Source organism: Streptomyces sp. 147326, assembly GCF_045000215.1.
Lineage (GTDB): Bacteria > Actinomycetota > Actinomycetes > Streptomycetales > Streptomycetaceae > Streptomyces.
In genome coordinates this window covers 184,317-197,277 of record NZ_CP134201.1, presented here as the reverse complement: position 1 = coordinate 197,277, position 12,961 = coordinate 184,317, and the positions used below count along the sequence as shown (strand labels likewise).

Here is a 12,961-nt window from a genome sequence, read left to right as displayed (position 1 = left end):
TTCCGGCCGGGGCAGTCGTCGTACGCGTGCACGCGCCTGGTGGGTTACCAGAGCACGGGCAGGCGCTCCGGCAGGCGCTTCATGAAGCGGGTCCGCCAGACCAACTGGTCGACGGGGACGGCGAGCTGGAGGTTGGGCATCTTCTCCAGCAGGACCTCGATGGCGATCTCGGTGTGCCGCTTGCCGAGGGCGGTGGCGGGGCAGTAGTGCTGCCCGCCGCCGAAGGAGAGGTGCGTGCCGGCGTTCGCCCGGTCGATGTCGACGACGTGCGGGTCCGGGTACACGGCCGGGTCGGTGTTGGCGGCCTCGACCAGGACGAGCATCAGCTCGCCCTTCTTCACCTCGACGTCGCCGAGGGTGACGTCCTCCAGGGCGAGGCGGGGCAGCCCGTCGGCGATGGAGAGGTTGATGCGCAGGAGTTCGTCCACGGCGGCGGGGATCTTCTCCGGCGCCTCGCGCAACTGCTCCCACACCTCGGGGTGCTGGATGAGGGAGACGAGCGCCATCGTCAGGAAGCCCATGGTGGAGATGACACCGGCACCGAACAGCGTGACGCCGACGGTGGCCAGCATCTCGTCCGTCAGGTGGGCGTAGTCCGGGTCGTCGCGCAGGGCGGCGAGTTCGGAGATGAGCCCGGTGGTGGCTGGGTCGTCCAGGCGCTCGACCATGTAGGCCATGTCCCGGTCCCAGTTGAGCTTGGCACCGGTGACGGGGCAGGCCGAGTTCATGAAGGCGATGTCGAGGCTCGCGGCCAGGCGCGGGGCGTCGGCCTCCGGGATGCCGAGGATCCGGCAGTGGAGCCGCTCGGCGTACGGGTTGGCGAACTGGCCGCGCAGGTCGACCGGCGCCCCGTAGGTCAGCAGGCTGTCGACGAGGGCATTGGCCTCGGCGCGCATCCAGTCGACGAGGCCGTCGGTCTTGGGGTTGATCGCCTTGAGCACGGCCTTGCGCAGGCCGGCTCCGGTGATGTTGCCCATGTTGTTGACGACCTCGGGCGGGATCGTCAGGGCGTACTGGCGGGGCACGCCGGGAGCCGACGTGTCCTTCAGGCTGAACCGGGGGTCCTCCAGGACCAGCTTGCACAGTTCATAGGAGGAGACGAGCCAGGCTTCGTCGCCGGCGATCGTGCGGACCCGCTTCACGGGCTCGTTGCGGAGCTCCTCGATCTCACGGGGGAGCTGGTCGCCGCGCGCGGAGAACGGGAAGTCGAGCAGGGTGTCAGTGGGCATCGGGGTGTCCTTCGGCGGGCGTGATGATGGCGTGGCCCTGGTTGCGCGAGGCGCGCAGACCCGAACCGCGGGAGTAGAGCAGTTCCGCCATCGGCAGGAGCTGGTGGTAGCAGTTGAGCGAAGACGGCACGCCGAGGATGGCCGGCGTGTCGAGGAAGAGCGGCGCCTCGGCGCAGACGTACTCGAGGCACACCTCGCGCTGCCGGGTGGTGGCGGACTTCCCGTCCAGGACCTTGGAGGAGAGGAATACGTCGACCAGGGAGTTGCAGGTCTTGCGGAACTCCGGGTCGTGGTCGAGCAGGCTGTTCAGGTGGCTGTGCAGAGCACGGTAGGCCGGGATGTCGGTGAGGGAGGACATGGGCCGGGCGCGCAGGCGGGTGCCGGTGGGGTCGGCTTCTGCGGCGGCGTTGTTCACCTTGGCGCGAACGCCGCGCAGATTCTTGACCGCCTTGCGTCGGGCCTCGTCCTCGCCGTAGCCGAGGGCCTCGTACATCTCTGCCACGTGCAGGTCGGTGTAAATGAGGTCGACCTGCTCGAAGTTGCGCATCCCCCATTGGGCGAGGTCGAGAACGCGCTGGGCGGAGAAATAGCTGTTCCCCGGCGAGATGCCGATGACGGCATGGTCGCCTTCGGTGCTAATTACCTGGCAGTGCGGGGTGTACGGCCGGACTGTGAAGACTTCGGTCGCTGTCGTCAACAGGTGTCGGGTCCTTTGCGCCGCAAGTCCCATGGGGCCCTGTGCCCCGGGTGTGGCGGCGACGTCAGGAAGGTACCGCAACTCTGTGCGACGTTCCATCACTTCCTGTTGGTAACTCACCTGTCGGACAACACGGTTGTCTGGGGCATCTTTTGAGTGGACCGCGCGGTGGGAAGAGTTGATGTCGAGTTCGCGCTGAGTTGGCGAATTCCGGGGTGCCGATGTGGCCGGGGGCGGGGCCGCCCGGACGGGCGGCCGGCCCCTGTCCTCGGGCTTCGTGGACTCGTCGTCCCGTTCGGTCAGAAGGTTTCCGCCCAGTCGGCCACCGGCATGGTCTCGAAGGCCGAGACGGACGTGGCCGCGGTCTCCCCGTTGTGGGAGCCGCGATGACGGACATCTCGCTGGGGCGGCCGGTGAACCGGCCCTGGCGCAGAAGAGCCGGCTCGCCGGCGCCGATGCGGCCGTGGCGGCGCAGGTAGGCGGCGGCGCAGCCCGCGCCGCTGCCCGTGGCGACGTCTTCAAGGACTCCGTCGTTGTTCCAGTGCCGCCCCTCCAGGGCCGCGGCGTCCAGGAGGTAGGCGAACTGGGCACCGATGCGGGCCAGGGGCCCGTCGAGGGGCACGGTGACGCGGGCGCGGGCCAGCGCGTCGCCGCGTACGGGGAGCACCAGGTAGCGCAGGCCCGTGGAGACGACCTCCGGCGGCAGGCCGGGGTCCAGGTCGCCCGGTTCGAGCGCGAACAGGGCGGTGAGGCCGTGCGGGTCGGGGCGGCCGAGGAAGGCGGCGGCGCCCTGGTCGAGGAGGCTCGCGTACCGGCCCGGACCGCGGCGCTCGGTAATGACCTCCACCGTCCTGGCCGGCACCCGCAGGGTCCAGGCCTCGCGGTCGGCGGCGCCGTGGAGGGCGTGCAGCACGGCGGCGGCGCCGATGAGCGGGTGGCCGGCGAAGTCCAGTTCCCCGGTGAGGTCGAAGACCCGGGCCCGCGCCCGCCGGGGGTGCGCGGGCGCGCCGTCGCGGAGCAGGAAGACGGACTCGAAGTGGCGCAGTTCGCGGGTGACGGCCTGCATCTGCCGGCCGGTCAGCGCATCCGCCTCGGGGAACACCGCGAGGCTGTTGCCGCTGTAAGGGTGGCCGGTGAAGACGTCGACGTGGTGGTAGTGCATCGGGACGCGGGCCGTCAGTGGGCGAAGGGCGGTTCGAAGCAGCCGCTCTCCATGTACGGGCCGTTCGTCTTCACCTGGTAGTTGGTCTTCTGCACGAACGCCGTCACACAGGCGTCGTCGTGGACCCGCAGCCCGACGCGGGTGCCCTCGGGCGCGACGTAGTGGTCGGCCTGGAAGCGCGGCTCCATCTCCCGCACGCCGAGCGTCCCGCCGAGCCGTTCGCCCTTCGGCCCGGTCTTCTCCTCCTCGTATCCGAGAGGCCGCAGGGCCGACCGCACGCTCTGGGGGTCCCACTTCCCCTCCTCCCAGAGCCGCTTGAGCACGGGCTCGATCCGGTCGGCCTCCTTCCGGGCGTCCTGCGCACTGGCGGGAGACATCTCGCCGGAGCGGCGGTGGGCGTTGTTGTCCCCGTAGTGCGGGGCGCCGTCGCCCGCTCCGGGCTCCACGTAGGGGGAGGCGCCGGGGGCACTGGGACTCGCACCGAGCGGCGCACTCGCGGTCGTGGCCGGGAGCGCGTCCGGGGCGGCGGGTGCCGCGTCCGTGCCGCGGCGCTCGCCGCAGGCGGTGAGGGACAGGACGGCGCTCAGGAGAAGAGCGGCCGCGGCGGAGCAACGGCGCGGCCCGCGTATCGAAATGACCATGGGAGGACTCTGCCATGCCGGGCTGCGGAGCCGCCCTTCGCCACCACGGCGACACCCGCCTCCCAGCGGTAGCTGGGGGAGGGCCACGGGCCCGCGAAGATCGCCCGGACAGGGCCTAGGCTTGGCTGATGACCAGCGCAGAGCCCAGCCGCCGACGGGTGATGGCCGCCGGGCTCGGCGCCCTCGCCGGCGCGCTGGCCGGATGCTCGGGCGAGGCCGGCCCGGTACGCCGGCTGCGGCTCGCGACGGGCCCGGAGGGCGGGCCGTACAACGCCTTCGGGAAGGCCCTCGCCCAGGCCGTCGCCGCGAGCGGCCGGCCGCTCGAGATCGTGCCCGTCGGCACCGCGGCGAGCGTGGACAACCTGAGCCGGCTGGACGACGGCTCCGTGGAACTGGCGCTGGCCATGGCGGACGTGGCCGAGGACGCGGTACTCGGGCGCGAGTCGTTCTCCCGGCCCGCAGCGGTGACGGCACTGGCCCGGGTGTACGTGAACTACACGCACCTCCTCGTCCCGGCGGACGGGCCGGTGCGCGCGGTCCAGGACCTCGCCGGGCGTGCGGTCGCGGCCGGCGCGGAGGGCTCGGGCGTACAGGTGGTGGCGGAACGGGTCCTGCGGGCGGCCGGGCTGAGCGAGGGCCCCGCGCCGGCCCGCGCACGGCGACTGGGCCTCGCCGACTCGGTCGAGGCGCTGCGCGAGGGCGCGGTCGACGCGCTGTTCTGGTCCGGGGGCGTCCCCACACCGGCGCTGTCGGGGCTGGCGCGCGAGCTGCCGCTGCGCTTCCTGCCCCTCGACGGCTACGTGGGCGCGCTGCGGGAGCGGTACGCCCCCGCCTACTCGGCGGTCACCCTGCCGGCCGGGGCGTACGGGCTCGCGGAGCCGGTCGCGACCATCGGGGTCGGCAACTACCTCCTGGCCCGTGCGGACGTGGGGGAGGGCGCCGCGCGCGGGCTGCTCCACGTCGTGTTCGAGCAATGGCGTGACCTGCTGCGCGAGGTCACGGCGGGGGCGCGGCTGGAGCCCCGGTTCGCCATCTCGACCGGGGAGGTGCCGCTCCACCCGGGGGCGGTCGCCTACTACCGGTCGGTGTACGGCTAGGCCGTCACGGGGCCGGGAGGCGGAGCTCGACGACCAGGCCGTGCGGCACGTTCCCGCGGACGTCCAGCCCGCCGCCGCTGCCGCGGGCGAGCTCGTCGGCGATGGCCAGTCCCAGGCCGCTGCCGCGCACGTTCTGGTGCTCGGGGGAACGTACGAAACGCCTGAGCAGCAGCGCCAGTTGGTCCTCCGGTGCGCCCGGGCCGTCGTCGGCGACCCGGACCACCGCGCTCCCGTCGGCCGCGCGTGTGGCGAACACCTCGACCCGGCCGTCACGCGGCACGAACTTGACGGCGTTGTCGAGGAGCGCGTCCAGGATCCGGCCCGCCGCGTCGGGCAGGGCCCGCGCCCGCAGTTCCTCCGGCAGGCCGGCGGCCGTCAGGTGCAGGCCCGCGGCGCGGAATACCGGGGTCCAGGCCGTCACCCGGTCCCGTACCGCCTGGGCCACGTCCTGGTCGCTCGGCTCCGCCGTGCCGGACTCCAGCCGTGCCAGGGACAGCAGGCCGTCGAGGAGTTCCTCCAGGCGCTCCGCCTCGTCCAGGGCGCGGGTGTGCTCGGTGAGGCCGGGACCGGGAGCGATGTGCGGTTCCACGTTCTCCAGCTGCAGCACCAGGGTGGCCAGCGGGTTGCGCAGCTGGTGGGAGGCGTCGGCGACGAAGTCGCGCTGGCGGCCGATGGAGTCGGCCATGGCCTCCGCCATGGCGTTGAAGTGCTGCCGCAGATGGCGCAGTTCCGGGGGCCCGGTGTCGGAGACGGCCCGTGCCTGGAGGCTGCCTGCGGTCAGCCGTTCCACCGCCCGGTCCAGATCGAGGAGCGGGCGCATCAGCCAGCGCGCGATCCCCGCCGCGACCAGGGCCGCCGCCGCGAAGGCGGCGACGGCCCCGGCGCCGATGAGCGACCAGCGGACCGCCACGTCCCGGCGGGCGGCGGCGGTGGGGACGGCCAGCAGGACCGCCCCGCTGACCCGTTCGTCCCGGCCCACCGGTTCGGCGAGCACGACGGTCCTCGGACCCCAGGGGCGCAGGGTGGGCAGCCGGTCGGTGGAGCGGCCGGTGAGGGCGCGGCGACGGGCCTCCGCCGCGGCGGAAGGGGCTCTCGGGGCGGCGCCGGTGCTGGTGCCGGCGCCGCCCGTGTCCGTACCCGTTCCGGTATCGGTGGAGGCGTCCGTGGCCGCCTGCGACGCGGGCCCCGTCCCGGCGCGCGCGATCGTCTCTCCCGCCGTGTCGACCACCACCACCCCGGCTCCGTACAGCTCGGCGTAGCGGCCGATCTCGGCCGAGAGCTCCGCCCGGTCGGCGGCGGTGCGCATCCGGTCGGCGAGATCGGCGAACCGCACGGCCTCCGAACGCCGTTGCAGCAGCAGGTGCTCGGTGCGGCCGCGCGCGTAGGCGTCGGCCAGGGGGACGCAGAGCAGCAGGGCCGCGGCCCCCATGAGCACCATCAGCACGGCGAGGAGCCTGCGCCTCATCGCACGCCGTCCCCGTCCGCGGGTGCGGTGGGGGAGCCGAGCTGGTAGCCGAAACCGCGGACGGTGCGCACCAGGTGGGAGCGGCCGGTCTTGGCGCGGATCCCCGCCACGTGCACGTCCAGGGAGCGGGAGGCGGCGAGGAAGGCGTCCCCCCAGATCCGGTCCAGGATCACCTCGCGGGAATGCACCTCGTCCGGGCGGGCGGCGAGGAAGGCGAGGACGTCGAACTCGCGCCGGGTCAGCCGTACTTCGGCGCCCGCCACGGTGACCGTACGGCCCGCCAGGTCTACCTCGACGTCCCCGGTGCGGACCGGCCGCCCACCGGCGCCGGCGGCGTCGGCGGGGTGGGCGCCCGCCCGGCCGGAGTGGCTGTCCGTCCGCCTGCGCACCGTGTCGATACGGGCCATCAGCTCGGCCATCCGGAACGGCTTGACGACGTAGTCGTCGGCGCCCGCCCGCAGCCCCTGCACGATGTCGCGCTCCTCGCAGCGCGCGGTCACCACGATCAGGGGCGCGTCGCAGACGGTCCGCAGCCGCCGTAGCAGTTCGAGGCCGTCGAGGTCGGGAAGGCCGAGGTCCAGCAGGACGAACTCGGCCTCGTGCACGTGCCGCAGGGCGTCCAGGGCCCGGCCCACCCGGCGCACCGTGTGCCCCCGCTGGGCGAGAGCGGTGCCGAGGGCCCGGGCCATCCGGTCGTCGTCCTCGACGAGCAGCGCGTGCATAGACAGTCCCTCGCGACCTGTGACCCGGTCGGCTCAGCTTACGGGAGCCGCCGCCGGACGTCCCGGGGCTTCACCGGCACCGGCTCCGGCACCGGCACCGGCACCGGCACCTGTACCTGTACCTGTCCCGGAGTCGGCCTCGGCCTCTGCGCGGCTCAGCGCGGCGTTGCGGGTGTCCGGCATCAGGACGTACGTCACGAGGGAGACCAGGGCGCACCCGGAGACGTACCAGAAGAACATCTTCTCGTGGCCGCTGTTCTTGAACCACAGCGCCACGTACTCCGCCGTGCCGCCGAAGAGCGCGTTGGCGATCGCGTAGGGCAGCGCCACGCCCAGGGCGCGCACCCGGGTCGGGAACAGCTCCGCCTTCACCGCCGCGTTGATCGACGTGTAGCCGGTGATGACGACCAGGGCCATTAGGGACAGGCCGAGCGCGGACCAGTACGAGGACGCCGACCCGAGGGCGGTCATGATCGGGTACGTGCCGACGGTGCAGCCCACCGCGAAGGTGATGAGCAGCGGTCGGCGGCCGATCCGGTCGGACAGCATCCCGGCGAAGGGCTGCAGCACCGCGAAGAGGGTGAGAGCCGTGAAGCTGACCAGGGTGGCGGTGGTCTTCGGCATCCCCGCACTGCCGACGAGGTACTTGGTGAGGTAGGTGGTGTAGGTGTAGTAGGCCACCGTGCCGCCGAGGGTGAGCGCCATGACGAGGCCCGCCTGCCGCCGGTAGAGCCACAGGGCCTTCAGCGTGCCGCGCGTGCTGTCGTCGTGGGCGTCCTCGCCCGACGACTCCTCCTTGAACGCGTCGGTCTCCTGGAGCCGGCGCCGCAGCCAGAAGACGACCACCGCGAACAACGCCCCGAGGACGAACGGGATCCGCCAGCCCCAGCTCTCCAACTGGGCGGTGGTGAGGGTGTGCTGCATCGTGATCAGGATGCCCAGGCCGAGCAGCTGGCCGCAGGTCATCGACACGTACTGGAAGGAGGAGCCGAGGCCGCGCCGGTTGCGGGCCGACGCCTCGGTCAGGTAGGTGGCGCTGGCCGCGTACTCACCGCCGATGCTCATGCCCTGGAGCAGGCGGGCGAGCAGCAGCACCAGCGCGCCGAAGTAGCCGGCCTGGCCGTAGGTCGGGGCCACGGCGATCAGCAGGGCGGCCACCGACATCATGGTGACGGTGAGGGTGAGGGCGCTCTTGCGGCCGTGCCGGTCGGCGGCGCGGCCGAGGATCCACCCGCCGACGGGGCGCATCAGGAAGCCGACGGCGAAGATGCCCGCCGTGTTCATCAGCTGCGTGGTCGGATTGTCGCCGGGGAAGAAGGAGTCGGCGAAGTAGATCGCGAAGCTGGCGTAGACGAACCAGTCGTACCACTCGACCAGGTTGCCGAGCGACCCGCCGATCAGGGCGAGACGGCGCTTCTTGCGCTCGTCCCCGGGCGGTGAAGCGGGCATGACGGCGGACGCGGACATGGCGGCTCCTGACGGAAGTCCCCGAGGGGAGAGGGAGAAATGCCCCGGTGGCGGGGAAGTGTCCCGAGCATGCGTCGGCCGTCGTACCCGGACAAGCTCCGGCACGCAGATCTAACGTTCCGCTAAGAAAGCCGCTCGGCTGCGGGGATTTCACGGCTCGGTCATGCGCACGTCATGTCTGCTCCATGGCGGCCACCCGCGGGTGGCCCACGGTGGTGGCGCCGGCCCAGGAGCGCCCCCAGGGGATCGAGGCGGGGCCAGGCCCCCACCCGATACGATGAGCAGGAGGCAGGATGAGCGTGATCAGGAGAAGGCGGACGCCGGTCGTGGCAGTGGCGACCCTCGTGGCCCTGGGAGTGGTCGCCGGACCGGCGCACGCCCGTGGTGACCACGGCGCGGTGGCGGCGCTGCCGCAGGTGCAGGCCTCCCTGGAGACGCCCTCCCTCTTCGACGACGAGGCCGGCGGCAACGCGAACGCCGACGACCCCGCGATCTGGCGCAACGACAAGGACCCGGACCGCAGTCTGGTGATCGCCACCGCGAAGGAGGGCGGCCTGCGCGTGTACGACCTGGACGGGCGCCAGGTGCAGTCCCTGCCGGCCCCGCCGCCGCCGGGGGACGGCGACGCGCCCGGGCGCTTCAACAACGTCGACCTGATCACCGGGCTCCGCTTCCCCGGCGGCGCCCGCCACGACGTGGCCGTCGTCTCCGACCGGGGCCGCGACCAGCTGCGCGTCTACCGGATCGACCCCCGCCGGCCCTCCGCCCCCCTGGTCGACGTCACCGACGAGTCGGCGGCCCCGCAGGTCTTCTCCGCGGATCAGGACGAGGTCAACGACCAGCGGACGGTCTACGGGCTGGCCGCGTACACCGACCGGCGCAGCGGCCGTTCCTTCGCGGTCACCAGCCGGCGCCACGCCACCGCCCTCGCACTCGCCGAACTCGTGCCCGACGCCCGGGGGAAGGTCGGCTACCGCACGGTCCGCACCACCTCGCTGCCCTCCACCTTCACCCTGCCCGACGGGAAGGCGTGGACCCCGTGCGGTGAACCGGGCGAACTCCCGCAGGTCGAGGGCATGGTCATCGATCCCGACACCGGCGACCTCTACGCGGGCCAGGAGGACGTCGGCATCTGGAAGCTGGACGCCGACCTGCGTTCCCCCGCGCGGCTGATCGAGAAGGTCCGCTCCTTCGGAGTGCCCGGAACCTGGAACCCCGGGACCGAGGAATGCGACGCGGGCGCCGACCCCGGCTTCGGCGGCCGGCACGTGTCCGCCGACGTGGAGGGACTGACCATCTGGCGCGACCCGGAGCACCCCGGGCACGGCGGCTACCTGCTCGCCTCCAGCCAGGGCGACGACACCTTCGCCGTCTTCGAGCGGGAGCGCGGCAACGCGTACGTCCGGAGCTTCCGCATCGCGGCCGGCACCAGGCCTGGTGCCCCCGACGGGTCGCAGGAGTGCGACGGCGCCGCCGTCACCAGCGCACCGCTGGGCAAGAAGTTCCCCAACGGCCTGCTGGTCGTCCAGGACGGCGCCAACACCCCCGAGACCGCCGGTCCCGACGGGGAGGCCCGCACCGACACCGACTTCAAGTTCGTGGACCTGGGCCGCCTCGAACGCGCCGCGCGCCTCTGACCCCGGGCCTGACCGGGCCCGGCCTGCCCGGGCCCGGCGGGACTGGACGGCGCCGCGTTCGCGCGGCTCGGTAGGATCGCGACCGCATACGACGGAAGGCGATCATGGCGGACAGTCCCCTCAGGCCCAGCTCGTTGATCAACACGGTCTACGGGGCGTTCCTGCGACGCCTCGGAGGCTGGATCTCCGTAGCCGACCTGGTCACCCTGATGTCCGAACTGGACGTCGACGGCCCGGCCGCGCGCTCGGCCATCTCCCGGCTCAAGAAGAAGGGCGTCCTCGAACCGGAGCGCCGCGGCGCCACCGGGTACCGGCTCAGCCCGGGCGCCCAGCCCGTCTTCGACGAGGGTGACCGGCGCATCTTCGGCAGCCTCGAACCGGCGAAGCTGAGCGACGGCTGGGCGATGGCCGTCTTCTCCGTGCCGGAGTCCGAGCGGTCGTACCGCTACCAGCTGCGCACCCGGCTGACCTGGCTCGGCTTCGGCAACATCGCCCCGGGCGTGTGGCTGGCGCCGGGCCGCCTCCTCGGCGACGCCCGCGACATGCTCGTCCGCCTCGGGCTCAGCGACTACGTGCACCTGTTCGCCGCCGACTACGCTGCCTTCAGCGAGCTGCCCGAGACCGTCAGCTCCTGGTGGGACTTCCCGGCGATCGAGGAGCAGTACGCGGGCTTCACCCAGGCCTACGGGCCCCTCGCCGCACAGCTGGCCGAGCAGCGCGACATCGACGGCGCGGAGGCCTTCCGCGCCTACGTCCCGATGCTCACCCAGTGGCGCCGGCTGCCCTACCTCGACCCGGGCCTGCCCGCCGAACTGCTCCCCGCCGACTGGAACGCGGTCGCCGCACGGCAGATCTTCCAGCAGCTGAACGAGGTACTCGCCGCGCCCGGCCTGCGCCACGTACAGGAGGTCACGGGCCTGGCGGAGGAGCCGCCAAGGCCCGAGACTGCCTAGGTGTGTCGACGGCCGGGGGCTGCGCGGGCGGCGCGAAGGCGGGAGGCGCCGCCGTTGGCGAGGAGGACGACGATGACATCGGCGCCCCAGCCGTCCGCGATGACCGTCCACCGGTCGGGGACGTCGGCCTCCCACTGCTGCATCGCCCCGACGGGACTTCGGGCGCCACGGGGGAGTGCGGCCTCCCGGCCGGGTCCTGCTCCGGGAGGGCCGCTTGCCGGGCTCGTGCCTCTCAGCGCCCCGCCGACTGGTGCAGGCGCCGCCAGTACCCGGAGAGGTCGTCGACGGCGGAGGTGACCGAGTCCAGCCGCATGGTTGTGCGGGAACCGCGCTCGTAGCGGCCCCAGTTCGGCATGGGGCCGTGGTTGGGGTCGCCGGTGCGGACGAAGGAGATCCAGGACGCGTGCATGGTCGAGGCCAGGCCGTCACGGACCCGGGGGTTCAGCCCCGCCAGGAACGGCGCCTGCGACCACTTGTCGAAGTTGTTGAACGCGAACGGCAGCTCCAGGCAGTGCGTCGCCCCCAATTGGCCGTCGAGAGCGGGCGTCGGGAGGTCGAACTGGTACGCCCAGACCGGCCGCCCGCGGGCGGCCCGCCGCTCCGCCAGCGACACGGCCGGCATGCGGAACAGGTCGTCGCCGACCAGGTCCATGAGCACGTCGAGCGGGCGGGCGCCCGGCCGGGCCTCCTCGTACGCGGTGTAGGCCTCGCCCGCCCGCGCTCCGAAGGTGTCCCGCACCCGCGCGAGCACCTGGTCCTTGGTCGCACCGGTGTATGCCGGGTTGAGCGCGAAGGCGAGGTTGGCCTCCTCCCGGGTCCAGCCGATGAGGACGTCGATGTCCGCCCCGGGGCCGCTGAGCAGAAGGTCGGCCGGGTTGCGGTCCAGCGTCACCTCGTCGATCACCGGAAGGTAGGGGGTCGACCAGTACCCGTACTGGTTGGTGTGGCCGAACATCCCCGCGGTGGCGGCGACCAGCTGGGGCCAGGGGACGGTCCTCAGCGCGGCCACGTCCGGCACTCCGACGATCTTGAGATAGGCGGCGCTGCGCTGCAGCGACTCCGCGCGGGTGGGGATCTTCAGCCCGAGCGGCGGGCTCTGCAGGATGGCCCGCCGGAACAGCGGGCGGCCGGCGGGCCGGGCGCCGGCGAGCGCCGCCACCGAGAAGGCGCCGCCGGACTGTCCCGCGAGCGTGATGTTCTCGGGGTCGCCGCCGAACCTGGCGATGTTGTCCCGTACCCAGCGCAGCGCGGCGAGCTGGTCGGTGAACCAGAAGTTCCCGCCGGCGCCGTCCTCGCCGAAGTAGAGGTATCCCAGCGGGCCCAGGCGGTAGTTGAGGGTCACGGCGACGATGTCGCCGTTGCGCGCGAAGGTCGCGCCGGAGTAGTTGGGCAGCGAACCGGAACCGGAGATGAACCCGCCGCCGTGGATCCAGACCATCACGGGTCGCTTGCCGGCATCGGCCGCGGGGGTCCAGACGTTGAGCGTGAGGCAGTCCTCGCTGAACGGGGGCGCGCCGTGGTTGCCCAGCGGCCCGCCGCCCCCTTCGGGCTGCGGTGCGCTCGGGCCGAAGGCGGTCGCCTCGCGCGTCCCCTGCCATCCGGGGTGCGGCTGGGCGGGCCGCCATCTGAGGGCGCCGACCGGGGGCGCCGCGTAGGGCACGCCCTTGAACACGGCGAGCCCTCCCTCGACGACTCCGCGCAGCCGGCCCGCGGGCAGCTCCACGACGGGCGAGGGCTCGTTCGCCCGGGGGGCGGCCTGCGCCGCATGAGCGCCCGGGAGGCCGCCCGGAAGCCCGGTGAGGAATGCGGCGCCGGCCAGCACGCCGCTGTTCTTGAGGATTCTGCGCCGCGATGGATCGTCGGTCATGGTGCTTCACTCCCTGACGGATCG

12 protein-coding genes are annotated in these 12,961 nt (G+C 73.0%); 3 read left to right on the top strand and 9 right to left on the bottom strand.

The annotated features are described in order from the left end of the window. Nucleotides 1-44 precede the first annotated feature (44 nt). From RIU97_RS01000 to RIU97_RS00985, 4 genes are all read right to left on the bottom strand, one after another. The gene (locus RIU97_RS01000) at nucleotides 45-1,229 is read right to left on the bottom strand and encodes a cytochrome P450 (protein ID WP_404952806.1); all 1,185 of its coding nucleotides are present in this window, start codon (nucleotides 1,227-1,229) and stop codon (nucleotides 45-47) included. Beyond that, nucleotides 1,219-1,926: a tRNA-dependent cyclodipeptide synthase gene (locus tag RIU97_RS00995; protein WP_404952805.1), complete on the bottom strand. Its 708-nt coding sequence runs from the start codon at nucleotides 1,924-1,926 to the stop codon at nucleotides 1,219-1,221. The genes RIU97_RS01000 and RIU97_RS00995 overlap by 11 nt, the downstream gene beginning before the upstream one ends. Before the next feature lie 64 nt (nucleotides 1,927-1,990). Further along, on the bottom strand, nucleotides 1,991-3,088 hold the full coding sequence (locus RIU97_RS00990; protein WP_404952804.1) for a PhzF family phenazine biosynthesis protein: 1,098 nt from the start codon (nucleotides 3,086-3,088) through the stop codon (nucleotides 1,991-1,993). Nucleotides 3,089-3,102: 14 nt separating this feature from the next. Then, the gene (locus tag RIU97_RS00985; protein ID WP_404952803.1) at nucleotides 3,103-3,729 is read right to left on the bottom strand and encodes a hypothetical protein; all 627 of its coding nucleotides are present in this window, start codon (nucleotides 3,727-3,729) and stop codon (nucleotides 3,103-3,105) included. 128 nt (nucleotides 3,730-3,857) lie between these two features. On the opposite strand from RIU97_RS00985, the gene RIU97_RS00980 reads away from it, so the two are divergent. Beyond that, entirely contained in the window at nucleotides 3,858-4,826 is a 969-nt protein-coding gene (locus RIU97_RS00980; protein ID WP_404952802.1) for a TAXI family TRAP transporter solute-binding subunit, read from the top strand. 4 nt (nucleotides 4,827-4,830) lie between these two features. Here RIU97_RS00980 and RIU97_RS00975 read toward each other — a convergent pair whose 3' ends face one another. Genes RIU97_RS00975 through RIU97_RS00965 form a run of 3 tightly spaced genes read right to left on the bottom strand, consistent with a single transcriptional unit; the run spans nucleotide 4,831 to nucleotide 8,462 of the window. Beyond that, entirely contained in the window at nucleotides 4,831-6,291 is a 1,461-nt protein-coding gene (locus RIU97_RS00975) for an ATP-binding protein (RefSeq protein WP_404952801.1), read from the bottom strand. Then, on the bottom strand, nucleotides 6,288-7,013 hold the full coding sequence (locus tag RIU97_RS00970; RefSeq protein WP_404952800.1) for a response regulator transcription factor: 726 nt from the start codon (nucleotides 7,011-7,013) through the stop codon (nucleotides 6,288-6,290). Before RIU97_RS00970 ends, RIU97_RS00975 begins: the two co-directional genes overlap by 4 nt. 33 nt (nucleotides 7,014-7,046) lie before the next feature. Beyond that, complete coding sequence (locus RIU97_RS00965; protein ID WP_404962717.1) at nucleotides 7,047-8,462, bottom strand: MFS transporter; 1,416 nt, start codon at nucleotides 8,460-8,462, stop codon at nucleotides 7,047-7,049. Between the two features lie 311 nt (nucleotides 8,463-8,773). Between RIU97_RS00965 and RIU97_RS00960 the strand changes: the two genes are divergently transcribed. Next, nucleotides 8,774-10,117, top strand: a complete 1,344-nt coding sequence (locus RIU97_RS00960) for a phytase (RefSeq protein ID WP_404952799.1) — start codon at nucleotides 8,774-8,776, stop codon at nucleotides 10,115-10,117. Between the two features lie 104 nt (nucleotides 10,118-10,221). Further along, nucleotides 10,222-11,070, top strand: coding sequence for a PaaX family transcriptional regulator C-terminal domain-containing protein (locus tag RIU97_RS00955; RefSeq protein ID WP_404952798.1), 849 nt, complete (start codon nucleotides 10,222-10,224; stop codon nucleotides 11,068-11,070). On the opposite strand, the gene RIU97_RS00950 is transcribed toward RIU97_RS00955, so the two are convergent. Then, nucleotides 11,067-11,213: a hypothetical protein gene (locus RIU97_RS00950; RefSeq protein ID WP_404952797.1), complete on the bottom strand. Its 147-nt coding sequence runs from the start codon at nucleotides 11,211-11,213 to the stop codon at nucleotides 11,067-11,069. The genes RIU97_RS00955 and RIU97_RS00950 overlap by 4 nt on opposite strands. Nucleotides 11,214-11,302: 89 nt before the next feature. Next, nucleotides 11,303-12,937, bottom strand: coding sequence for a carboxylesterase/lipase family protein (locus tag RIU97_RS00945; protein WP_404952796.1), 1,635 nt, complete (start codon nucleotides 12,935-12,937; stop codon nucleotides 11,303-11,305). Nucleotides 12,938-12,961: the final 24 nt, after the last annotated feature.

What these genes read in the sequence shown, in the direction of transcription:
- RIU97_RS01000 (WP_404952806.1), bottom strand. Translation starts at nt 1,229, where the DNA reads ATGCCCACTGACACCCTGCTCGACTTCCCGTTCTCCGCGCGCGGCGAC.
- RIU97_RS00990 (WP_404952804.1), bottom strand. Translation starts at nt 3,088, where the DNA reads ATGCACTACCACCACGTCGACGTCTTCACCGGCCACCCTTACAGCGGC.
- RIU97_RS00985 (WP_404952803.1), bottom strand. Translation starts at nt 3,729, where the DNA reads ATGGTCATTTCGATACGCGGGCCGCGCCGTTGCTCCGCCGCGGCCGCT.
- RIU97_RS00980 (WP_404952802.1), top strand. Translation starts at nt 3,858, where the DNA reads ATGACCAGCGCAGAGCCCAGCCGCCGACGGGTGATGGCCGCCGGGCTC.
- RIU97_RS00975 (WP_404952801.1), bottom strand. Translation starts at nt 6,291, where the DNA reads ATGAGGCGCAGGCTCCTCGCCGTGCTGATGGTGCTCATGGGGGCCGCG.
- RIU97_RS00970 (WP_404952800.1), bottom strand. Translation starts at nt 7,013, where the DNA reads ATGCACGCGCTGCTCGTCGAGGACGACGACCGGATGGCCCGGGCCCTC.
- RIU97_RS00965 (WP_404962717.1), bottom strand. Translation starts at nt 8,462, where the DNA reads ATGCCCGCTTCACCGCCCGGGGACGAGCGCAAGAAGCGCCGTCTCGCC.
- RIU97_RS00960 (WP_404952799.1), top strand. Translation starts at nt 8,774, where the DNA reads ATGAGCGTGATCAGGAGAAGGCGGACGCCGGTCGTGGCAGTGGCGACC.
- RIU97_RS00955 (WP_404952798.1), top strand. Translation starts at nt 10,222, where the DNA reads ATGGCGGACAGTCCCCTCAGGCCCAGCTCGTTGATCAACACGGTCTAC.
- RIU97_RS00950 (WP_404952797.1), bottom strand. Translation starts at nt 11,213, where the DNA reads ATGCAGCAGTGGGAGGCCGACGTCCCCGACCGGTGGACGGTCATCGCG.
- RIU97_RS00945 (WP_404952796.1), bottom strand. Translation starts at nt 12,937, where the DNA reads ATGACCGACGATCCATCGCGGCGCAGAATCCTCAAGAACAGCGGCGTG.